General features: G+C 63.7%; 20 protein-coding genes. 5 read left to right on the forward strand and 15 right to left on the reverse strand.

Annotation, left to right across the window (positions count from 1 at the left end; translation table 11 throughout):
* Window positions 1-6: 6 nt before the first annotated feature.
* The 14 genes from OJJ21_RS14815 to OJJ21_RS14880 form a co-directional block, all read right to left on the reverse strand.
* Window positions 7-1527 carry a tripartite tricarboxylate transporter permease gene (locus OJJ21_RS14815; RefSeq protein WP_297687357.1) on the reverse strand — a complete coding sequence of 507 codons (1521 nt, stop codon included), beginning with the start codon at window positions 1525-1527 and terminating at the stop codon, window positions 7-9.
* Window positions 1528-1542: 15 nt separating this feature from the next.
* Window positions 1543-2076 carry a tripartite tricarboxylate transporter TctB family protein gene (locus OJJ21_RS14820; RefSeq protein ID WP_297687358.1) on the reverse strand — a complete coding sequence of 178 codons (534 nt, stop codon included), beginning with the start codon at window positions 2074-2076 and terminating at the stop codon, window positions 1543-1545.
* Window positions 2077-2154: 78 nt separating this feature from the next.
* The gene (locus tag OJJ21_RS14825; protein ID WP_297687359.1) at window positions 2155-3174 is read right to left on the reverse strand and encodes a tripartite tricarboxylate transporter substrate binding protein; all 1020 of its coding nucleotides are present in this window, start codon (window positions 3172-3174) and stop codon (window positions 2155-2157) included.
* Window positions 3175-3294: 120 nt separating this feature from the next.
* Complete coding sequence (locus OJJ21_RS14830; protein WP_297687360.1) at window positions 3295-3957, reverse strand: TetR/AcrR family transcriptional regulator; 663 nt, start codon at window positions 3955-3957, stop codon at window positions 3295-3297.
* A 59-nt stretch (window positions 3958-4016) separates the two neighbouring features.
* Complete coding sequence (locus tag OJJ21_RS14835; RefSeq protein WP_297687361.1) at window positions 4017-5603, reverse strand: inverse autotransporter beta domain-containing protein; 1587 nt, start codon at window positions 5601-5603, stop codon at window positions 4017-4019.
* A 181-nt stretch (window positions 5604-5784) separates the two neighbouring features.
* Window positions 5785-6558, reverse strand: coding sequence for a 5-oxoprolinase subunit PxpA (locus OJJ21_RS14840; RefSeq protein ID WP_297687362.1), 774 nt, complete (start codon window positions 6556-6558; stop codon window positions 5785-5787).
* Between the two features lie 16 nt (window positions 6559-6574).
* The gene (locus tag OJJ21_RS14845; RefSeq protein ID WP_297687363.1) at window positions 6575-7627 is read right to left on the reverse strand and encodes a biotin-dependent carboxyltransferase family protein; all 1053 of its coding nucleotides are present in this window, start codon (window positions 7625-7627) and stop codon (window positions 6575-6577) included.
* Entirely contained in the window at window positions 7624-8352 is a 729-nt protein-coding gene (gene pxpB, locus OJJ21_RS14850; RefSeq protein ID WP_297687364.1) for a 5-oxoprolinase subunit PxpB, read from the reverse strand. Before pxpB ends, OJJ21_RS14845 begins: the two co-directional genes overlap by 4 nt.
* Before the next feature lie 24 nt (window positions 8353-8376).
* A complete protein-coding gene (locus OJJ21_RS14855; protein ID WP_297687365.1) occupies window positions 8377-9057 on the reverse strand; it encodes a DUF2848 domain-containing protein in 681 nt (226 codons plus the stop codon).
* An 18-nt stretch (window positions 9058-9075) separates the two neighbouring features.
* On the reverse strand, window positions 9076-10359 hold the full coding sequence (locus OJJ21_RS14860) for a TRAP transporter large permease (RefSeq protein ID WP_297687366.1): 1284 nt from the start codon (window positions 10357-10359) through the stop codon (window positions 9076-9078).
* 4 nt (window positions 10360-10363) lie between these two features.
* A complete protein-coding gene (locus tag OJJ21_RS14865) occupies window positions 10364-10963 on the reverse strand; it encodes a TRAP transporter small permease (protein WP_297687367.1) in 600 nt (199 codons plus the stop codon).
* A 72-nt stretch (window positions 10964-11035) separates the two neighbouring features.
* Window positions 11036-12094 carry a TRAP transporter substrate-binding protein gene (locus OJJ21_RS14870; RefSeq protein ID WP_297687368.1) on the reverse strand — a complete coding sequence of 353 codons (1059 nt, stop codon included), beginning with the start codon at window positions 12092-12094 and terminating at the stop codon, window positions 11036-11038.
* A 22-nt stretch (window positions 12095-12116) separates the two neighbouring features.
* Entirely contained in the window at window positions 12117-12920 is an 804-nt protein-coding gene (locus OJJ21_RS14875) for a putative hydro-lyase (RefSeq protein WP_297687369.1), read from the reverse strand.
* Between the two features lie 130 nt (window positions 12921-13050).
* Window positions 13051-13959, reverse strand: coding sequence for a LysR family transcriptional regulator (locus OJJ21_RS14880; RefSeq protein WP_297687370.1), 909 nt, complete (start codon window positions 13957-13959; stop codon window positions 13051-13053).
* A gap of 161 nt (window positions 13960-14120) precedes the next feature.
* Between OJJ21_RS14880 and OJJ21_RS14885 the strand changes: the two genes are divergently transcribed.
* Genes OJJ21_RS14885 through OJJ21_RS14895 form a run of 3 tightly spaced genes read left to right on the forward strand, consistent with a single transcriptional unit; the run spans window position 14121 to window position 17217 of the window.
* On the forward strand, window positions 14121-15053 hold the full coding sequence (locus OJJ21_RS14885; RefSeq protein ID WP_297687371.1) for a MurR/RpiR family transcriptional regulator: 933 nt from the start codon (window positions 14121-14123) through the stop codon (window positions 15051-15053).
* Window positions 15050-16384: an aspartate aminotransferase family protein gene (locus OJJ21_RS14890; RefSeq protein ID WP_297687372.1), complete on the forward strand. Its 1335-nt coding sequence runs from the start codon at window positions 15050-15052 to the stop codon at window positions 16382-16384. The genes OJJ21_RS14885 and OJJ21_RS14890 overlap by 4 nt, the downstream gene beginning before the upstream one ends.
* The gene (locus OJJ21_RS14895) at window positions 16384-17217 is read left to right on the forward strand and encodes a 3-keto-5-aminohexanoate cleavage protein (RefSeq protein ID WP_297687373.1); all 834 of its coding nucleotides are present in this window, start codon (window positions 16384-16386) and stop codon (window positions 17215-17217) included. The genes OJJ21_RS14890 and OJJ21_RS14895 overlap by 1 nt, the downstream gene beginning before the upstream one ends.
* Here the strand turns inward: OJJ21_RS14895 and OJJ21_RS14900 are convergent.
* A complete protein-coding gene (locus tag OJJ21_RS14900; protein WP_297687374.1) occupies window positions 17214-18473 on the reverse strand; it encodes a D-amino acid dehydrogenase in 1260 nt (419 codons plus the stop codon). The two genes, OJJ21_RS14895 and OJJ21_RS14900, sit on opposite strands and share 4 nt — an antisense overlap.
* A gap of 196 nt (window positions 18474-18669) precedes the next feature.
* On the opposite strand from OJJ21_RS14900, the gene OJJ21_RS14905 reads away from it, so the two are divergent.
* Entirely contained in the window at window positions 18670-19593 is a 924-nt protein-coding gene (locus tag OJJ21_RS14905) for a LysR substrate-binding domain-containing protein (protein WP_297687375.1), read from the forward strand.
* Window positions 19594-19890: 297 nt separating this feature from the next.
* Window positions 19891-20868 (forward strand): TAXI family TRAP transporter solute-binding subunit, encoded by a 978-nt coding sequence (locus tag OJJ21_RS14910; RefSeq protein ID WP_297687376.1) that lies wholly within the window; start codon window positions 19891-19893, stop codon window positions 20866-20868.
* Window positions 20869-20908: the final 40 nt, after the last annotated feature.

Genomic DNA, 20908 nt, shown 5'->3' on the forward strand with positions numbered 1-20908 from the left:
CATGGCTCAGGCGCGGCGAAACGGGCGCAGCAACAACGCGGTCCCCTGCCCCATCACCCGCCGCGCAACCGGGATATTCATCAGCAGGGTAAGCAGCACCAGCAGGAACAGCACGAAGGCGATCGGGCGGCCGAAGAAGGGTGTGAGATCGCCATCCGACAGGCTGAGGCCGCGACGCAGACTCTTGTCCAGCAGGTCGCCCAGCACGATTCCCAGCACCAGCGGTGCCATCGGATAATTCATGCTGCGCATGACCAGGCCGAGGATGCCGAAGACCAGCATGACGAGAATGTCGAAAGGCCGTGAGGCGATGGCATAGGAGCCGACAGCGCAGAGCACGAAGATCACCGGCATGATGAGGGCGCGCGGCACCAGCAGAATCTTCACCAGCAGCCTGGTCAGCACCAGGCCGTAAATCAGGATGCCAATGGAGGCGAAGAACATCATCGCAACGACGTCGTAAACAAAGGTCGGATTCTCAACCATGATCAGCGGACCGGGCCGCACGCCATGGATCAGCATGGCGGCCAGCAGGACAGCAGCCGGCGCAGAGCCCGGCACCGCCAGCGTCAGCACCGGAATGACAGCGCCGGGTACGCAGGCATTGTCGCCGGTTTCGGCCGCCATCAGACCTTCTACCGACCCCTTGCCGAATTTTTCCTTTTCCTTGCTGGCGCGACGCGCGGCGGCATAGGAACTCCAGGCTGCGACATCCTCGCCGACACCGGGCACGATGCCGATGAAGGTGCCGATCAGGCCGGAGCGGATCACGGTGCGCCAGTATTGCAGCACATCGCGGATTTTCGGGATCACCGTGTCATAGGTATTGATGATGAATTTCTGCGGCTTGTCCTTCATCACGTTCAGCACTTCGGCAAAACCGAAGACGCCGACCAGCGCAGGGATCAGCGCGATGCCGCCGGAGAGATCGTGCACGCCGAAGGTGAAGCGGTCGTAGGCATACATGCCTTCCTGGCCGATGGCGGCGATGAACAGGCCGATGAAACCGGCGATCCAGCCTTTCAGCGGGTCGGTGCCGGTCAGGTTGCCCGAGATCACCACGCCGAAGACGGCCAGCCAGAAGAATTCGTAGGCGCCGAATTTCAGCGCCATCTCGCCCAGGATCGGCGTGAACAGCGCCAGGAAGAACATGCCGATCCAGGTGCCGAGGATCGAGCCCGAGGTGGCGATCCCCATGGCACGGCCGGCCAGGCCCTGCTTGGCCAGCGCGTGGCCATCGAGGCAGGAGGCGGCCGAGGCCGGCGTGCCCGGAATATTCAACAGGATGGCGCTGCGGCTGCCGCCATAGATGGCACCGACATAGGTGCAGATCAGGATCAGCAGCGCCTGGTCGGAGGGCAGCTTGAGTGTCAGGGTGGTCATCAGCGCCACGCCCATGGTGGCGGTCAGGCCCGGCAAGGCGCCGATGATCAGGCCGACCAGCGAGCCACCCAAGGCGAAGAGCAGGACTTCCGGCCTGGCAAAATGCCAGATCGAATTCGCAAAACCAATCAGACCGTCAAACATCGATGCAATCCTGACTTACGGCAACCGGACCAGGAAGAGTTCTTCAAAGGCATACTGGATCACCAGTCCGGCCAGCAGGCCATGCACCAGGGCCACGACGATGCCGCGCGGCACCTGCCGGCTGGCGCGACGCTCGGCATACTGGAAGACGATCACGAAGGTGGTGACGTAGACGGCGGTGACCAGCCAGAACGGCAGCGCGCTGGCGACGATGACCAGTGCGTAGACCAGCGACAGGCCCAGACTGAAAATCAGGCGCCAGTGTTCGACCAGCACCAGCGGGCGGCGCCGCCGTGGCCGCAGGGCACCGGCATTCACCGCGCGCAGCAGCAGGATCGCGCCCATCAGTGCAATGGCAAGGCCGAGCAGGCCCGGCACCAGGCCCGGCGCGGTGTAGATACTGGCCTGGAAGCGCTCCATCCGGTCCATGCCCAGGCTTATCGCTGCGATGGCAAGACCGAGCGCGATCCAGACGAAGCTGGACCAGAAATCGACACGCGGCGAAACAGCCGGTTCGGCGGCTGCCGGCGGGGCTTCGGTCTGGTCCATCGCGGAAACTCCCTGCGAAAAAAGCAAATCGGCCGTCCGGCCCGGTGAGGAGCCAGACGGCCGCGTGGTGTGCGTGACTTACGGCTTCGGAATGCCCAGCGTGTCGGGCGAGACCTTGGCCTTGCCGCCTTCCTGCAGGATCCAGGCGGCACCCTGGATCGCCGGGAAGGACGCCTTCTTGGCAGCCTCCCCATATTCAGGCCCGAACAGCGCGCCCTTTTCCGCGGAATATTTCTTGAGGGCGGCGTTGTTCTTGATCTTCTCCGCCCAGATCTTGTCGAGCGTGGCGATGACTTCCGCCGGCACACCCTTGGGCACGAAGATGCCGAAGTAATTCGCCTCGGTGCGGAAGCCCGGCAGCGTCTTGGTGATCGGCTCGATCGGCGCGACGCCATCGACTTCCAGCGGCTTGCTGGCCAGCACGGCGAGCGGGCGCAGGCGCTTGCCGCGGATCATCTCGATCTGCTCGACGCCCAGCTGGCTGGTCACTTCGGTCTCGCCCGAGACAGTGGCGATCACCGCCGGATTGCCGCCATCGTAGGAGACATGCTTGTAGGTGGCACCGGCGGCGCGCGACAGCGCCTCCGAACCGTAATGGCCCGAGGAATTCACGCCGGCGGTGGCGAACGACACCTGGCCCGGCTTGGCCTTCATCGCTGCCAGCAGGTCGGCGACGCTTTTGTAGGGCGTGTTGGGATTGACGCTGATGACCGCCTGGTTGGCGACGGTGAGATAAAAGTCCCAGTCATTGGCGGTGGTGTTCAGCAGGCCGGACACGGCATAGGAGCCGACGTCCTTGGCCGCGCCGGCCGCCCAGGTATAGCCATCCTTGCTGCCCTCCAGCACGCTCTTGGTGCCGATCGAACCGGACGCGCCGGGCTGGTTCACCACCACGACCTTCTGGCCGAGTTCCTTCTCCAGTTCGGCCGCGGTGACGCGGGTGACCTGGTCGGTCGAACCGCCGGCGGCCCAGGGCACGATGATGGTGATCGGCTTGGTCGGCTTCCACTGCTGGGCGGCAGCCGGCTGAGCGACGAAGCCCAGGGTGCCGGCAACGAACGCGGCCACAGCGGTACGAATAGCAAGCTTGCCTTGCATGGCGGTCTCCTCCGTTTATGGATCGTCGCGATCCTTGTTATCCGCCCAGCATTCCGATGCCGGACGGACTTGTCAACGGAGAAGTAACTGACCAGTTACGAAATTCGACTTTCGGCCGGATCAGGGCCGCAGGTACCCCAGCACCACCGCGATGGAATGGTCGAGACGGGTTTTCTGCTGCTTCGGACTGAGCAGGTTGCGGCCGAAAATGGTCGAGAGCGTATGGATATTGGAAAAGTAGAAGAATCCGAGCGCGGCGATGGTGGTATACAGCTCGACCGGATCGACATTCTTGCGAAATACGCCGTCGCGCTGACCGCGTTGCAGCAAATCGGTGATCACCACCAGCAGGGGTGTATATAACTCGCGGATTTTCTTCGAGTTCTTGAGAAAACTGGCCTTATGCAGGTTTTCGGCATTCAGCAGGGCGATGAATTCCGGATTGCGCGAACAGAATTTGAAATTGAATTCCATCAGATAGCGCATGCCCTCGACGGGCGACATGCGGGCCACGTCGATGGCATGTTCTTCCTCGCGCATGCGCTCATAGGCGCGTTCCAGCACGGTCAGCCACAGGCCGTCCTTGTTGCCAAAATACTCGTAGATCATGCGCTTGTTGGAGCCGGACCGCGCGGCAATCTCGTCGACCCGCGCTCCGGATAAGCCCTTGGCGGCGAACTCGACCAGCGCGGCATCCAGGATATTGCGCCGCGTCACATCGGGCTGGCGGGTGCGGCCCGTGGTTTTCCTGGCATCAGGCTTGGCAGTCTTGGACTTCGGCATGCAGCACTCCCCTCGCCCAGTCTTGCCGGGCCACGGGGGGCGGCGTCAAGCAGCAGCCGTTACGGACAGGTAGCGCCGCTGGTGAAGCTGACCGTGCCGGTATTGGGGCCGGCGACGATGCTGCAGGCCGTTCCGGCGGTGACCGTGTTGCCGGTCGACCCGGCCAGAGCCGTACCGTTATTGAAAACGACGGCACCGAATGTGCCGGCACCGCTACGGGCGACACTGAACGTGTTGTCCGCGACCGTCGCCGAGGAGCCATTCACCTGGATACCCAGGGCCGTACCAGCAGTGACATTGTTCACCGTAATGGTGTTGCCGCTGACCGTCACATTGCTGGAGCTACTCAAGACATCCACGCCGTGCGTCGTGCCGCCGGCGGTTGATCTCGCATTGATCGTATTGTTGACGATCCGGGCGCCGCTGACACCATTCGCACTTACGGCAATGGCATTATTGCCGGTGGCATCCGTATTGTTGATGGTCAGGCCCATCAAGGTGCTGTTGTTGCCCATCACTATGGTGGCGTTGGCGCCGCCGACATCGCCGGTCAGCGTGGCAGTCGGCGAGGTCAGCGTGGCGACGCGGCCCGAAGGCGCCCGCACCGCGACACTGCCGCCGCCCATCAGGGTCTGGCCCGACTGCAGCGTCGTGATGCCACTGGCGTTGCTGTTAGCAGTGAAACTGCCCGACAGGATCACGGTGGAATTGGCGCCGGCATTGGTCACCGCCGTCGGCAGATTGGCGCCGCTGGTGCTGGCGCTGCTCAGCACCGTGATGGCCTGGCCATTGGCCGTGGTTGTCGCTATTTCTGTGGCGCCGAAGGCACCGGCCTGGGCGACGACGTCGATATCGCGCACCACCGGATCGGCCATGCGGCGCTCCATCGGCGTCAGCTTCGAGGCAGCGCGACCGTAAATCTGCAGCGGGATGCGCAGCCGCACCGAAAGGAAGCCTTGACCGCCGCGCGGATCGTCATGCTGCCATTCGGCACCGACGGAGAAACGCGAGCCTTCCCAGGAATTCGGCAGGCTATCGAAGGTCAATTCGGCGCGCAGGCGCGGGCCGGAGATGTCCTCGATGCCATTGCCCGAGAAGCGATAGCCGCCGCCATAGACACGCAGCGCCTTTCCGGCATCGGCGTCGAAGACCGGCACGCGCCAACCCAGTTCGGCATCAAATCCGCCCTGGCTGCGTTCCTCGCCACCGCGGAAGACGACACTGGTGCCGGACACCTCGGCCGTGTTCAGCGGGTCGACCTGATGGCTGCGGCGGCCGACGGGAGCGTAATAATTGGCGCGTGCATCCCAATCGATGGAAAGCGCCTCGATGCCGAAGGTTGCCTGGGTGAAGTGGTTGTCATACTCCGTGCGGCGGCGATCGAAATAGCCATAGGCGCCGAGGTTCCAGCCGCTTTCCAGCATGTGGCGCACACCGAGGCCGAAATTGCCTTCGGCGCTGTCGTTGTCATCCATGCGGGTGCGGATACTGGCGAACAGCAAGGTGGCACCGTCCTGCGCCAGCGGCAGGAAGGCATCTACCTCGCCCAGATTACGCTTGGTGCCGAGCTTACCCTCGACATCGATATGCGGGCTCCATTTGGGGTCCAGGGCCGATTGTGCGGCAACGGCAAACGACACCAGCATACCGACCAAACACAGAAGTAAGCAGACTACAGGTCTGCCCTGCCTGCGCGGCACAGCCAGCTGACATGCGTGCATACTCGCCTCCGGAACGCGGTCTTGCACCACATTCTCAGCGCCAGAGGTAGAGGATGCCTATTAATCCGTCAAATGACTTCTGAATCCACAACTTATGGGTGATATTTCAATTCACCATCTCCGGCAGGGTCACCAGTTTCACCCCGGCCTGCTCCAGCCCGGCGCGGATATGCCGCGCCATCGACACGGCACCGGCGCTGTCGCCATGCACGCAGATCGAATCGACATTGCAGGGGATGCGCTTGCCGCTGACCAAGACGATGGCGCGCTCCTGCACCATGCGCAGCACGTTGCGCAAAGCCTCGTCGTTGTCATGCACCATGGCATGGGGCTGGCCGCGCGGCACCAGGTTGCCGTCGTCGTCGTAATTGCGGTCGGCGAAGACTTCCTGCGCCACCGGCAGGTTCATCTTCGCTGCCGCCGTCACCATGGCCGAGCCGGCCGGGGCCAGGAAGATCAGGTCTTTCGACACGCCCGCGATGCCGCGTGCCAGCGCCATGGCGAGATCCATGTCGGTGGCCGCCTTGTTGTTGATCGCGCCATGCGGCTTCACATGCGTGACCTTGCCGCCCCTGGTCGCCGCCACACCCATCAGCGCGCCGATCTGATAGGCCATCAGCGCCTCGACTTCCCTGTTGCTCATGGTCATCGGCCGGCGGCCGAACCCCTGCAGATCGGGATAGGAGGGATGTGCGCCGATCGAGACGCCGTTTTTCACGGCTTCGGTCACGGTGGCCTGCATCACGCTCCAGTCGCCGGCATGGAAACCGCAGGCGACATTCGCGGTGCCGACCACGGCCAGCATGGCCGCGTCGTCGCCCATGGTCCAGGCGCCGTAGCTTTCGCCCAGGTCGCTGTTCAGGTTGGTCTTCACCGTCATGGGAGCCTCGCTTCCGTCAGCGCCACTGCCCGCTGGGGGCATCGACGGCGCCGCTGATCAGGTTTTGTGTATATAGCGCGTTCAGGTCGAGAGTGACATCGGGCATTGCCGTGCGGATGCCGTCGATCAGGCGGCGCACCTGCTTTTCCTGTTCGCGGCGAACCGCCTCGGCCTCGGCTACCGTGACAGCGGCAAACTGCAACGTGTCGCCCGGCTTCATGCGGCCGACCCGCGGCAGGTCGGCGGAAATCACCGTGGCAATCTTGGTATAGCCGCCTGTGGTCTGGCGGTCGGCCATCAGGATGATCGGCTTGCCGTTGCCCGGCACCTGGATCGAGCCGGTGACCACGCCTTCAGAAGCGATGTCGGCGCCGCGCACATGCTCGACGGTCTCGCCATCGAGGCGGATGCCCATGCGGTCGGCTTCCTTGGTCACTGTATAAGTGGCCGACAGGAAGGTCTCAATGCCGTTCGGTGTGAAGCGATCCTCCTGCGGCCCGAGCACGACACGGATCGGGCCGCCGCCGTAGTCGATCTCGTCCGCCAGTTCGCGCTCGTCGCCTTCGGCAGCCACGACATTCAGCGGCAGACGGTCGCCGGCCTTCAGCGCGCGGCCATCGAAGCCGCCGAGGCCGGAACGCATATAGGTCGAGAAGCTGCCCATGAAGGGTGCGATGGCGAAGCCGCCGGCCACCGCAAGATAGGCGATGCTGGCCTCTTCAACCGCGCCAATGGCCAGGCGGTCACCGCGTCTGAGCAGCAGCGAGCGCCAGGGTTTGAGACTACGCGCCTCGCCGCCATCGGCCGGCTGCAGGGTCAGCTTCGCCTTGCCGCCGAGCACGACGCGCACGCCATCCACCGCCGCGACCAGCGTCGGGCCAAGATAGCCGATCTCCAGCGCTGCCGTGTTCTCCGGGTTGCCGAGCACGGCATTGGCGAGACGAAGCGCAATCGGATCGGTGGCGCCCGCCACCGGCATGCCGAGCGCCTGCGACCCGAAGCGGCCGAGATCCTGCACCGAGGTCATCAGGCCGGGCGAGACGATTTCGAGAAAACCGGCCGCGTTCATGGCGTCACCTTCAACGCGGCATAGTCGAAGCTGCCCTGCTCGATCTGGCGCTGCATGGCGACATAGTCATCGGTGGAGACGGCGAAATAGCTCACTTCGTCGCCGGCCCCGAGCAGAATCGGCTCGGGTCGCGCGGCATCGAAGAGCTTCAGCGGCGTGCGACCGATCAGATGCCAGCCGCCGGGACTTTCCCACGGATAGATCGTGGTCATCGATTCGGCGATGGCAACCGAACCCTGCGGCACCTTGGTACGCGGCGCCGAACGGCGCGGCAGATGCAGTGCCGCATCCAGTCCACCCATATAGGCGAGGCCCGGCATAAAGCCGAGCATGTAGACGAAAAAACGACCGCCGGTGTGGATCGCGACCACCCGGTCGGTGGTGAGTTTGCACCGTTCGGCGACGTCGGCCAGATCCGGCGCCAGGTCGGCAGCATAACAGACCGGCAGACGCCAGAGCCGGCCGGCGCGCTGCTGCGGCCGCAGCCCGGCCAGCAGGCCGCGTACCTGCGATTCCAGATCGGCGCGCCTCGTCGCCAGCGGGTCGTACTGCACCAGCAGGGCGCGGAAAGACGGAACGGTCTCGACCAGACCGGCCGGTTTCAGATCGCCGAGCGCGGCATGCAGCGCCATGACCATGGCATTGACGCCGCGGTCGATGCCCTCGCCGAATTCGACGCTGAAGCCGGTATCGCCGAAGGACCGGATCTGTGGATAGCCGTTCATGCCCCTGTCTTACGACCTCGCCAGTCAGGCGACAACAGGAAGTGCCTCGATATCGTAGGCATGGCTGAGCTTGCGCTGCAGCACCGGATCTTCCAGTTCCATCTCGAAGCGGCTGCCCGGGCGGATGCCACCGATGGCACCGATCGTGCCGCCGAACATCAGGCTGCCGGGCGGAAGCGTTGCGGTATTGCTGTAGCGCTGCATCAGGTCGGCCGGGCTGCGCAGACCGGAGACCGCACCCTCCTGGTAGAGCACGCGCTGGCCATCAATGGTCGCCCAGGCGCGCAGGATCAGACTGTCCCAGTGCGGCGCCACTTCGTCGTAACGCCACAGGCCGCTGCCAAGCACTTTCGAACACAGCTGCTTGGACAGGGCGACCCCGGCGGCTTCTGCCTTGCGGTCGGTATGGTCGGAACCGACCGTAACCCAGAGGCCGTCGGCCAGTGACAGAATCACCGGCTCGACCTCGCCCGAGGTGTCGGAGCCGAGCACCTGCAGGTGCGCAGTCTGGATCAGCTGCCCGGTGCCAATGCGATAGAACAGCGGCACGCTGCTGGGCCGCGGCACGCCGATGGCGGCCAGTTCCTCGATATGGTGTTCGATGGCGTGCTGGTCGCGACCGGCCCAGCCGGCAACAATCAGCGTGTCGATCTGCACGGCGACGCGGTCGCGGCGGTCCTGCCAGAAGCGGTCGAAAGTGAGCATGTCGGGAATCCCTGAAGCTTAACCGAAAGTATTGGGCAGCCAGAGCGCCAGGCCCGGGAAGATGGTGAGGATCAGGATGAGCAGGACCATGATGCCGACGAACGGCACCGAGCCCGCGATCACATCATTCAGCGTGCCATGCGTGCGCAGCGACTGCACGACGAAGAGGTTGAGGCCCACGGGTGGCGTGATCAGCGCCATCTCGATCAGGATGATGATGATGATGCCGAACCAGATCGGATCGAAACCCAGACCGAACATTACAGGCGCCACAATGGGGATCGTGGTGATCATCATCGACAGGGTTTCCATGAAGCAGCCGAGGATGAGGTAGAAGACCACAAGCGCGATCAGCATCTCGAATTTCGACAGGCCAAGGCCGGCGATGTAATCCGTCAGCATCGTGGTCAGGCCGATGGCCGAAATGACGAAGTTGAGGAAATAGGCCGCAACGATGATCATCATCACCATCGCCGTGGTGCGCATGGTGTTTTCCATCACCTCTTTCAGCATGGCGATGGACAGGCGGCGATAGAAGGCCGCCAGCCCCAGCGCCGCCACCACGCCAAGCGAGGCGGCTTCGGTCGGCGTCGCCAGGCCGGCATAGATCGAGCCGACCACGACCAGGAAGATGCCGAGCGGCGGCAGCAGGTCGACCAGGCTGGCAATGCGTTCTGCCCAGGTGACGCTGACCGTCCGGCCGCCCCAGGCCGGCTTCACCATGCAGCAGATACCGACAAAGACCATGAAGAGGAAAGCCAGACCGAGGCCGGGAATGATGCCGGCCAGATACAGTTTCGGAATCGAGGTATCGGTCAGCACCGCGTAGATGATGATATTGATCGACGGCGGGATCAGGATGCCGAGCGTGCCGCCGGCAGCCAGCGTGCCGAGGAACAGGCGCTCGTTATAACCATGCTTCTTGACCAGCGGCAGCGCGACAGTGCCGACGGTGGCGGCCGTGGCCACCGAAGACCCGGAGGTGGCGGCGAAGATGGCGCAGGCGCCGATATTGGAATGCATCAGGCCGCCGGGAATCCACGCCAGCCACTTCACCATGGCGGCATACATGCGTTCGGCCACGCCGGCCCGCAGCAGAATCTCGCCCAGCAGGATGAACATCGGGATCGAGACCAGCAGGAAGTCCTTCGACGACGACCAGGCCACCTCGCCCAGCGCCAGGCTGAGCGGCATCTTGGAATAGATCTTGTCGAGCAGCAGACCGAGCATGCCGAGCGCACCGGCAACCGGGATGGCGGCGGCCAGCAGGGCGAGCAGGAGAACGAGTGTCGTGCCGAGCATCGGATCAGTCCTGCGGCTTGATGGTGGCAGTGTGGGCGGCTTCGTCGGCGGCGTCTTCCTCGATGGTGCGCGCCCCGGCCAGGCTGCGCACCTTGACGAGATCACCGCCCAGCAGCGCGAACAGGCTGCGCAGCAGCAGCGGCAGGATGGTGAAGAGGAAGAACACCAGCCCGATCAGCCAGAGCGACTGCGGAATCCACAAAGGCGTCGCCAGCGGTGTGGTAGCGCGGGCCTGGAAGGCCAGCGAGGTGTCAAGCACATCCCAGGCCTGCCAGGTCAACAGGGCAAGGAAGCCGCCGAAAGCGATCAGGGCCAGGATATCGAGAATGGCGCAAAACGCCTGCGGCAGATGGATATAGAGCGCGTCCACCCGCACATTGGCGCGGCGCAGCAACGTAAAGGCCAGCGCCCAGGTGGTGCCGATGGCGAAGGCGTAACCGGAAAGTTCGTCGGCGCCGCCGAGCGATACCAGCAGAAGTTTGCGCAGCACGACGTCGACGGAAACCAGAAAAGCGGAGGCCAGAATCAGGGTTCCGCCCGCCCAGATGGCGTAATGCGAAAGGCGATCGGCAAAGCCGAGCCAGCGGTCGAGCAGCGCAGTCATGGTGTCCCCCGAGACTTCAAAGACGGAACGGGGCCGTGCGAGCACGGCCCCGCCCATGGCGGAGAAAGATAATCAGTTTGCCTTGGCGGTGATACCGACGATCTTGCCGATGCTGTCGTTCCAGGCCGGGACGCAATCGCCCGCGCAACGCGCCGCCCATTTCGGCACGACGGTTTCAGCCATCGCCTTCTTCAGCAGCGCCTTGTCGGCCTCGGTGACCGGCACAACGGTCATCTTCGCCTTGGTGCCCATGGTGCAATTCGCCTTGCCGGCATTGCAGTCATAGCCCTGCTCGGTTTCCTCGGCGGCCGCCTTCCAGATGCGGTCTTCCAGGCCCTTGATCTCGGCCTGCAGGAAGCTGCGCACCTTGGGGTCGAGCTTGTCCCAGGTCTTGACGTTCACGCCATGCATGACATGGCTCCAGCCGAGCGGCAGGGCATAGATATGCGTTGCCACCTCATACCACTTGGCAGAGTTGCCCGACAGCGTGCCGGTGATGGCGCAATCGACCACTTTGTTCTGCAGGGCAGGCACCACTTCGTTGAAGGCCAGCGTCACGCCGGTACCACCGAAGGCCTCAACGAATTCGGCCAGCGTGCGGTTGCCGGTGCGCACCTTCTTGCCCTTCAGGTCGGCCAGTCCCTTGATCTCGCCGTTGCAGAACAGAACCTGGGCGGAATACGGCCAGATGCCGAGCACCTGCACGCCGAAACGCTCGCGGTAGAACTTGTCATAGACCGGCTTGTAGGCATCCGAAACCTTGCGTGCGGTCGCCACATCCGGCGACAGACCGGCAAGATCGACCGCTTCGTTGCGGGCGTCGTCGGCGGCGACATAGCCGAGCACGGTGGAACCGAAGTCGATCACGCCGAGGCGCATAAGGCGGAAGATTTCCGCACCCTTCAGGCCCATTTCATTGAACGGGGTGATTTCGGCGGTGATGGCGCCTTTGGACTTCTCGGTGATTTCTTTGGTCCAGAACGGCTGCTCAAAATTCTTGTATTGCGTCAGGTTGCCCCAGGCGCCGACCACTTTCAGCGGCGTCTTCGGCATGTCCTGCGCAATGGCCGCGCCGGCCAGGCCGGCAGCAAGGGCGCCGGCAATCGCCAGCGTCTTGATCATGGATGTCATCTCTTCCCCTCCGTGGTTGAACTCAAAGAATGGCTAAGCGGCTGTTTTTCAGGTCAGTCACCAGCATGTGCCCCGGCGCATGGGTGATGCAGAAATCCGGTTTCACCGTGGCGATCACCGATTGCGGCGTGACACCGCAGGCCCAGAAAACCGGCAGTTCGTCGGCTTTCACCTCGACGGGATCGCCATAATCGGGCTCGGCGAGATCCTTGATGCCAAGCAGTTCGGGCTTGCCGATATGCACCGGCGCGCCATGCACGGCCGGGAAGCGCGAGGTGATCTGCACCGCGCGGATCGCATCGGCCGGCTTCAGCGGTCGCATCGAGACTACCAGCGGGCCATGGAACGGTCCGGCCGGCATAGTTTCGATATTGGTGCGATACATCGGCACGTTGGTACCGCAGCTGATATGGCGCAGGTCGATGCCATCTTCGATCAGCGCTTCCTCGAAAGAGAACGAGCAACCGATCAGGAATGCCACCAGATCTTCACGCCACACGGCTTTCAGGTCGGGCACTTCCTCGACCAGCCGCCCGTCGCGCCAGACGCGGTAGAGCGGAATGTCGGTGCGGATGTCGAGATCCTCGCCCAGGCTGGGCAGATGTGGATCACCAGGCTCGCTGGCGGCGAGCAATGGGCAGGGTTTCGGATTGAAGTGGCAGAAGCGGAAGAAATCGTCGGCCAGTGCTCTGGGCAGGATGGCGAGATTGCCCTGCACGAAGCCGGGCGCGATGCCGGCGGTGGGGCCGCGATGATCGCCGCGCCGGATCGCCTGTCGTGCCTCGCGACCGCTTGCATATATTTTACCGGCAGATACTGCGTTCATGTCCCCCTCGCGAGCCTGAAACAAAGGCGACGCATTATCGCAATACAGGCGGCAAGTCTGTCCAATCGGGAGTTCGCATGGAAGCCTATAAGAAATTCTTATCGGTTAAAATTGAGGCGTTGCGCCGGATTTATTGGCGCTTCTGCCGGCGCTTAGCCTCGGCCTGCGCCACCGTGCGGGCGATTTCAGTCACGGCCTCGGCCAGATAACTGTCCGGCTTGACCGAATAGGTGGCGGTAAAGTTCAGATCGGGCAGGCTTTGTTCCGCGCGCACCAGGCGCAGGCGTTTCTCGGCCAGCTCACGACGAATCACCACCGGCGGAATCGCGCTGATGCCGATGCGGTCCAGCGTCATGCGCACGATGGTGCTGAGCGAGGCATTGCCATACATGCGCAGGTTGGGCAGATCGGAGCGCGTCATCATTTCCCGGATGGTAATGAAGGGCCGGGTGTTGCGCGGATAGGTAATGATCGGCCAGCGCGCCAGCACCGGCAGCGGGACAGGCTCCGGGCCGAGATCGAGATCCGGGCTGGCTACCCAGGCCAGCGGATAACTCGATAAAGCCACGTTTTTCGTGCGTGGTTCGCTGACCGGACCGAGGAGAAAGGCAACGTCGAGCTGATGCGCCAGCAGCCGCTCGCGCAGCAGCGGCGAAGTATCGACCTCGATCTCCAGCGTCAGTGCCGGATAATCGGCATGCATACGCTCGATCAGTTTGGAGAGCCATGTGTGCACGATGGTTTCGGCGACGCCGAGCCGCACCACGCCGCGCATGGCCCGCTTTTCGCGCGCTGCCTGCAGCAGATCGGCACGCAACTGCAACATGCGTTCAGCATAGGGCAGCAGCTCATTGCCCTTTGTCGTCAGCGCGATACCGCGCGGCTCGCGGTCGAACAGTTTCACGCCGAGTTCGGATTCGAGCAGAGCAATGCGCTGCGACACGGCCGGTTGCGTGGTGTTGAGCTTGTCGGCGGCAGCGCGGAAGCCGCCAAGATGGGCGACCCAGACAAAAGTTTCGAGATTGCGCAGATCGGCCATAACCATAAGCTCCGGAATTTCCCGGCAGACTATAAGCCGGGCTTATCGGTCCGGGGCAAGCCGATATCGCGGATGGAAAATCTAATGAAACATTCGTATCATTTTTAAATACCACAGAATCAATTGTTGCATTCCTCGCGGGCCTGCGCTTCAATCAGCCCATGTCCCTCCCTGCCTCACCGGACGCCCCCCAGACCGCCCTGTCATTGGGCGATCGCATCGCCCAGGCTTTCGCCAGCCTGCCGCCGCAGTTGCAGACAGCCGCGCAATTCGTGCTCGATCATCCCGACGATGTGGCCCTGCTATCGATGCGCGAACAGGCCCGCCGCGCCGGCGTGCCGCCGGTGACGATGACGCGCCTGGCGCGCCAGCTCGGTTTTGCCGATTACGCCGCCTTCCGGGATGTGCAGGCCAGTGCCCTGCGTCGCCCAATTCATACGGCCGAGTTCAGTCATCGCGCCGGCCGGCTGCAAAAGCATCAGCAGCAGAGCGGCGACGGCGCGCTGGCCGCCCAGATCGGCTGGACCATGGCCGACCATATCGCTGGCAGTCACGATGAAGCCGGGATCGCGGCGCTGATCGCCGCCGCCGCCCTGATCGAGGGTGCGCGGCGGGTCTATTTCCTCGGCCTGCGTTCCTGTCATGCCGTCGCCTTCCACGCTCATTACGTCCACGGCCTGTTCCGCGATAACGGCGTGCTGCTGGATGGCGCCGGCGATACCGGCTTCGATGCCCTGCGCCATGCCGGTACGAAAGACGTGCTGCTGGTGGTCAGCGTGGCGCCCTATACCACGGCAGCCGTCGAGCGGGCGGCCTATGCGGCCAAGCACGGGGTCGCCGTCGTGGCGATCACCGACAGCCGGGTTTCGCCGGTCGCCGCCATCGCACGCAATTGCACCCTGGTGCCGACCGAGACACCGTCATTCTTCCATGCCATCACACCTGCATTTTCCGTCGCCGAAACACTGATCGCCCTGGTGGCGGCACGCGGTGGGGAGCAGGCGCTGAGCGCCATCCGCAATGCCGAGCATCAGCTCGACGCCTTTTCCACCTACTGGTCCCGCCGGCCGCAACGCAGAAAGCCAAAGTCATGACGAGTCGCATCCTTCATCGCGCCATCAATCATACCTACCCGGTCGCCGTGGGCGGCGAAGGCATCCACATCATCGATGCCGAGGGTAAGCGCTATATCGATGCCTCGGGCGGCGCAGCCGTGAGCTGCCTCGGCCATGGCCATCCTGACATCACGCGCGCCATGCATGAGCAGGCCGACAAGCTGGCCTTCGCCCATACCAGCTTTTTCACCACCGAGCCGGCTGAGAAACTGGCCGACAAGCTGATTGCCAATGCACCGAAGGGCATCAGCCATACCTATTATGTGTCCGGCGGATCGGAAGCCATCGAAGCCGCCCTGAAGATGGCGCGGCAGTATCATGTTGAGCGCGGCGAGCCGCAACGCCAGCATTTCATCGCCCGACGCCAGAGCTATCACGGCAACACGGTGGGTGCGCTGTCGGTCGGCGGCAATGCCTGGCGACGCCAGCAGTTCGCGCCCATGCTGATCGATGCGCACCACATTTCGCCCTGTTTCGACTATCGCGACCGTCGTCCCGACGAAACGCCGGAAGACTATGGCCAGCGCGTGGCCGAGGAACTGGAAGTCAAGATTCTCGAACTCGGCAAGGACAGTGTGATTGCCTTCATCGCCGAGCCGGTGGTCGGCGCCACACTGGGTGCCGTCACCGCCGTGCCGGGTTATTTCAAGCGCATCCGCGAAATCTGCGACACCTACGGCGTGCTGCTGATCCTTGACGAGGTGATGTGCGGCATGGGCCGGACCGGCACGCTGCATGCCTGCGAGCAGGAGGGCATTTCGCCCGACATCATGACCATCGCCAAGGGCCTGGGCGGCGGCTACCAGCCAATCGGCGCCGTGCTGCTCGGCCAGCATATCTTCGACGCTTTCAGGAATGGCTCCGGCTTCTTCCAGCACGGCCATACCTATCTTGGGCATCCGATGGCCTGCGCCGCCGCACTGGCCGTGCAGGAGGTGATCGAGCGCGACCACCTGCTGGACAACGTGAAGGCGATGGGCGCACATCTGATGGACCGCCTGCAGGACCGCTTCGGCAACCACCGCCATATCGGCGATATCCGCGGTCGCGGCCTTTTCCAGGCCATTGAGCTGGTGCAGGACCGCGCCAGCAAGGCGACCTTTGATCCGGCCCTCAAGCTGCATGCCCGCATCAAGAAGGAAGCGATGAACCGCGGCCTGATGGTCTATCCGATGGGCGGCACCATCGACGGTCTGCATGGCGATCATGTGCTGCTGGCCCCGCCTTTCATCTGCCGCAAGGACGACATCAGCCAGATCGTCGAACTGCTTGGCGATACCGTCGACACCGCACTGAAGAGCGTCGCCTGATGAACAGCATGACCACCGCCATCATCGCCGTCGCCCCGAACGGCGCGCGCAAACTGAAGCCCGATCATCCCGCCGTACCGCTCAGCGCCGACGAACTCGGCGCCTGCGCTGCGCAGTGCCTGGATGCGGGCGCCGCGATGATCCACCTGCATGTCCGCGAACCGGGCAGCGGCAGGCACTCGCTGGATGCCGGACTGTATCGTGAGGCGATCCGGGCGGTGCGGCGCGAGGCCGGCGACGATCTGATCATCCAGGCCACCTCCGAAGCAGCCGGCTTATACGACCGCCATCAGCAGATGGCGGCGATGCGCGCCCTGATTCCGGAAGCCTGTTCGCTGGCGGTGCGCGAAATCTTGCCCGATGCCGAGGCCGAAGCGGAAGGCGCCGCCTTCCTGACCGAACTCTACAAGGCCGGCGTGATGATGCAGTACATCCTCTATGCCGACACCGACGTACAGCGTTTCCACGAACTGAAGGCGCGCGGCGTCATTCCGGGCGACAAACATTTCGTGCTGTTCGTGCTCGGCCGCTATACCGCCGGCCAACGTTCGGAGCCGGCCGATCTGCTGCCCTTCATGCATGACTGGAGCAGCAGCGACGGTGCCTTTGCGGTCTGCGCCTTCGGGCCGAAAGAATCGGCCTGCGCGCTGACCGCGCTCGGCCTCAACGGCCATGCCCGGCTGGGCTTCGAGAACAATACGCTGCTGAGCGACGGCAGCACGGCACCCGACAATGCCGCGCTAATCCGCCAGACCGTGCAGGTCGCCGGCGTGATGGGCCGCAGCATCGCCGATGCAAAAACCGCGCGCGCCTATCTGGCAGCGCTGCGCTAGGCGGCGGCGAGCGAGAAATCGTCGGTCGGTACCGGCGACGACCGGCCGGCGAGGGCTGCGGCAATTACCTCGGCCGAACCGAAGGCCAGCGTGAATCCAAGCGCACCATGGCCAACATTCAGCAGCAGGTTGTCGATGCCGCTGGTATTGAGAATCGGCAGGCCCCGGGGCGTCGCCGGCCGCAGGCCGGTCCAGGGCTCCATCTGCTGCCAGGTGGAAGCCAACGGGAAGGTTTCGCGCGCCTGCGCGACCAGTTGGCCAAGCCGGCGCGGATCAATGCTCTCATCCGTACCGACGATATCGGCCATGCCGGCGACGCGCAGCTTTGCACCCAGCCTGGCATAGACCACCTTGTATTCGGTGTCAGTGACCGAGACGCGCGGGGCCGCATCGTCATTGGCAATCGGCAATGACAGGCTATAGCCCTTGATCGGATAGATCGGCAGATCGAGGCCGGCGGTGAGACCGAGCCGCCGGCTGGCCGCGCCGGCCGCCAGCACATAGGCATCGGCTTCCAGCACATTGCCATCCGCGGTTTCAACACCGAGCAGGCGGCGACCGCTCCGCAGCAGGCGGCGTACCCTGGCACCATAGACGAAGCGCACATCGCTGTTGTCGCCCGACAGCAGCCCCTCGATACCCTGACACAGCCGGTAGGGATCAGCGGCTTCCTCGTCTACGGTATAGACGCCGCCGACGATGCGATGCGCGATGCCCTTCAGCGCCGGTTCCAGCCTGATGCAGGCGTCGCGATCCAGCACCTGCTGCACGCTGCCCAGACGGCTCTGATATTCGACCTGCGCCTGCGCTCCGGCCAGACCGGCAGCGTTGCCCTGCACCACCAGCTTGCCGGCCTTATTCCAGGCAAAATCCAGGCCGCGGATATCGGATGCCGCATGCAGCACGTCGCGGCTCAGATACGCCAGGCGCAGCAGCTTGTCAGTGGTGGCCAGTGCTTCCTGCTGCGTGCAGGCGCCCATGAACCTCAGCAGCCAGCGATACTGAAACAATTCGAAGGTGGGACGGAAACGCATCGGCGAGTTGCGGCCGAACAGGTATTTCGGCAGATCGAACCACACGGATGGACCGGCCAGCGGCGCGACATAGGAATAACTGAGCTGCGCACCATTGGCATGACTGGCGCCCTGCGCCGTAGCGGGTGCACGATCCACCACGGTGACGCGATGGCCGTCGCGCGCCAGCCGCCAGGCCGTCGTCATCCCCACCACGCCAGAACCGATCACCACGATATCCATGCGACGCTCCACGTTACACAACGCTTGGGCGCGCCGCAGGGATGCATGGCCCGGCAGCGGTCATCCCAAGCTAGGCAGCCCTGCCACCGGCTGCCACTGCCGATCCGGCGGTTGCCCATAACATTGCGTTATGCCATGTCTTGCCCGGTATTCCTTCCTGGCTCGCCATCCGGCGCCGCCTGTATCCGGACCAACCATGCAACTGCGCCATCTCGAAGTTTTCCACGCCATCATGCTGACCGGCACGATCACCGCGGCCGCCAAGCTGCTCAGTATCTCGCAACCGGCCGCCACGCGGCTGCTGCTGCGCGCCGAAGATCAGCTCGGCTACAAGCTGTTCGACCGCGTGAAGGGCCGCCTGCTGCCGACCCGCGAGGGCCAGATTCTGCATGCTGAAAGCGAACGCATCATCAGCGGGCTGGACAACCTGCGCAAACTGTCGCGCAATCTCGGTGCCGCCACCAGCGGGCATCTGCGCATCGCGGCGGCCCCCGCGCTTTGCGTCGATCTCATCCCGCTGGCGATCACCCGCTTCCGCCAGAAACATGCCGATGTCAGCTTCGAGGTCGAAAGCCGGCAATATGCTGATCTGGTTCGCGTGGTGCTGAACCACGAAGTCGATCTCGGCATCGGCTTCGACATCCAGGCGCATCCCGGCCTGGATATCCAGACTCTGGCGCCAGCGCAGTTCTACGGCATTTTCCCGAAGGCAATGGAAACACAGCTGCCGGCGACGGTGAAGATCGACTGGTTCCGCAAGCATCCCTTTATCGGCCTGCGCAGTGACGATCCGCTGGGTGCCGCTTTCAGCGCCGCAGTCAAGCTATCCGGCGTCGAACTGCAACCGATCGTCGAGGTCAAAACGAACCAGATCGCTTTGGCCCTGGTATCGCGCGGGGCCGGCGTGGCGATCGTTGACCAGTATACCGCAGCCTCCCATGATCCGGCGCTGGTTGTGGCCCGCCCGCTATCACCACGAATTGATTTCACGGTGCATACCATGCGCGCTAAGCACCAGCCCGCCTCGGTTCTGGCGCGGAAATTCAGTGCCATGCTGGCCCTGACTGAAAAGGCCATTTCCGGGGTGCTCGGCCCTGCCGAAAAGGCATATCGGGCTTGACGAAATCCCCCTAAATCGTCTCCATACCCTTGGGTTATGGACATGGCACCGATACGCATGGCAGAAAAGCTGTACGGTTCAGCTATCACAGGGCTCAGGAACTGACCGACGCCGCTACGGGGAGCGGCCCCGGTTCATGGTCTGCCAGGGAATTCGGAAATCCGAAACCGGCAGCCCCGGTCCCGCGTCTGTCCCGATACTGCCGTTCCTGGACTTCCGCAGTCCCTGAACGGCGTCAGCAGTAAAGCCTGGCCCCGCCAATCTCGGTAGTCGGCCACTCACGGAGGAGAAGTTATCATGCTGTTTGAAACCAAGCGCCTCGCGATCGGTGCACTCGGCGCGGCCCTGCTGGCCGCCCTGCCCGGCGCCAGCATGGCGCAGCAGAAATTCGTCACCATCGGTACCGGCGGTGTGACCGGCGTGTATTACGCGGCTGGCGGCGCGATCTGCCGCCTGCTCAACAAGGACCGCAAGGCCCATGGTATCCGCTGCTCGGTCGAATCGACCGGCGGCTCGTCCTACAACATCAACACCATCAAGGCCGGTGAACTCGATTTCGGCGCCGCCCAGTCGGACGTGCATTACCAGGCCTTCAAGGGCGTCGGCTCGTTCAAGGATGCCGGCGCATTCACCGAACTGCGTTCGGTGTTCTCGGTCCATCCGGAGCCCTTCACGGTGCTGGCCCGCAAGGAAGCCAACATCGCCAAGTTCGAGGATTTCAAGGGCAAGCGCTTCAACGTCGGCAACCCCGGTTCGGGTACCCGCAACTCGATGGAAGAGCTGCTCGGCGCGATGGGCTGGAAGCTGACCGACTTCGCGCTGGCATCCGAGCTGAAAGCTGACGAGCATGGCCCGGCGCTGTGCGACAACAAGATCGACGGCTTCTTCTATGCCGTCGGCCATCCGTCGGCCAACATCCAGGATCCGACCACGACCTGCGGGGCCAAGCTGGTTTCACTGACCGGCCCGGCGGTCGACAAGCTGGTCGCGGCGAATTCGTACTACGCCAAGGCGACGATCCCGGCCGGCCTGTACAACAACAATCCGCAGCCGACCCAGACCTACGGCGTGCTCGCCACCCTGGTCAGCTCGACCAAGGTTGACAACGAGACCGTCTATCAGCTGGTCAAGGCCGTGTACGAGAACTTCGACGAGTTCAAGAAGCTGCACCCGGCCTTCGCCAGCCTGGATCAGAAGGCGATGATCAAGAACGGCAACTCGGCCCCGCTGCATGACGGCGCCGTGAAGTACTACAAGGAAAAGGGCCTGATGTAAGCCCGAGGCATGCAGGCTGAGCCGGCCCGTTTCCAGGAAC

The sequence above is a fragment of the Ferrovibrio sp. genome, assembly GCF_025869515.1.
Taxonomy (GTDB): Bacteria; Pseudomonadota; Alphaproteobacteria; order Ferrovibrionales; family Ferrovibrionaceae; genus Ferrovibrio.

Bases quoted from the DNA above. Each gene is read 5' to 3' on its own strand.
- OJJ21_RS14845 (WP_297687363.1), bottom strand. From the start codon at position 7,627: ATGAACGCGGCCGGTTTTCTCGAAATCGTCTCGCCCGGCCTGATGACC.
- pxpB (WP_297687364.1), bottom strand. From the start codon at position 8,352: ATGAACGGCTATCCACAGATCCGGTCCTTCGGCGATACCGGCTTCAGC.
- OJJ21_RS14895 (WP_297687373.1), top strand. From the start codon at position 16,384: ATGAACAGCATGACCACCGCCATCATCGCCGTCGCCCCGAACGGCGCG.
- OJJ21_RS14870 (WP_297687368.1), bottom strand. From the start codon at position 12,094: ATGACATCCATGATCAAGACGCTGGCGATTGCCGGCGCCCTTGCTGCC.
- OJJ21_RS14825 (WP_297687359.1), bottom strand. From the start codon at position 3,174: ATGCAAGGCAAGCTTGCTATTCGTACCGCTGTGGCCGCGTTCGTTGCC.
- OJJ21_RS14890 (WP_297687372.1), top strand. From the start codon at position 15,050: ATGACGAGTCGCATCCTTCATCGCGCCATCAATCATACCTACCCGGTC.
- OJJ21_RS14865 (WP_297687367.1), bottom strand. From the start codon at position 10,963: ATGACTGCGCTGCTCGACCGCTGGCTCGGCTTTGCCGATCGCCTTTCG.
- OJJ21_RS14900 (WP_297687374.1), bottom strand. From the start codon at position 18,473: ATGGATATCGTGGTGATCGGTTCTGGCGTGGTGGGGATGACGACGGCC.
- OJJ21_RS14855 (WP_297687365.1), bottom strand. From the start codon at position 9,057: ATGCTCACTTTCGACCGCTTCTGGCAGGACCGCCGCGACCGCGTCGCC.
- OJJ21_RS14885 (WP_297687371.1), top strand. From the start codon at position 14,121: ATGTCCCTCCCTGCCTCACCGGACGCCCCCCAGACCGCCCTGTCATTG.
- OJJ21_RS14830 (WP_297687360.1), bottom strand. From the start codon at position 3,957: ATGCCGAAGTCCAAGACTGCCAAGCCTGATGCCAGGAAAACCACGGGC.
- OJJ21_RS14860 (WP_297687366.1), bottom strand. From the start codon at position 10,359: ATGCTCGGCACGACACTCGTTCTCCTGCTCGCCCTGCTGGCCGCCGCC.
- OJJ21_RS14880 (WP_297687370.1), bottom strand. From the start codon at position 13,959: ATGGCCGATCTGCGCAATCTCGAAACTTTTGTCTGGGTCGCCCATCTT.
- OJJ21_RS14815 (WP_297687357.1), bottom strand. From the start codon at position 1,527: ATGTTTGACGGTCTGATTGGTTTTGCGAATTCGATCTGGCATTTTGCC.
- OJJ21_RS14905 (WP_297687375.1), top strand. From the start codon at position 18,670: ATGCAACTGCGCCATCTCGAAGTTTTCCACGCCATCATGCTGACCGGC.
- OJJ21_RS14910 (WP_297687376.1), top strand. From the start codon at position 19,891: ATGCTGTTTGAAACCAAGCGCCTCGCGATCGGTGCACTCGGCGCGGCC.
- OJJ21_RS14840 (WP_297687362.1), bottom strand. From the start codon at position 6,558: ATGACGGTGAAGACCAACCTGAACAGCGACCTGGGCGAAAGCTACGGC.
- OJJ21_RS14820 (WP_297687358.1), bottom strand. From the start codon at position 2,076: ATGGACCAGACCGAAGCCCCGCCGGCAGCCGCCGAACCGGCTGTTTCG.
- OJJ21_RS14835 (WP_297687361.1), bottom strand. From the start codon at position 5,603: ATGCTGGTGTCGTTTGCCGTTGCCGCACAATCGGCCCTGGACCCCAAA.
- OJJ21_RS14875 (WP_297687369.1), bottom strand. From the start codon at position 12,920: ATGAACGCAGTATCTGCCGGTAAAATATATGCAAGCGGTCGCGAGGCA.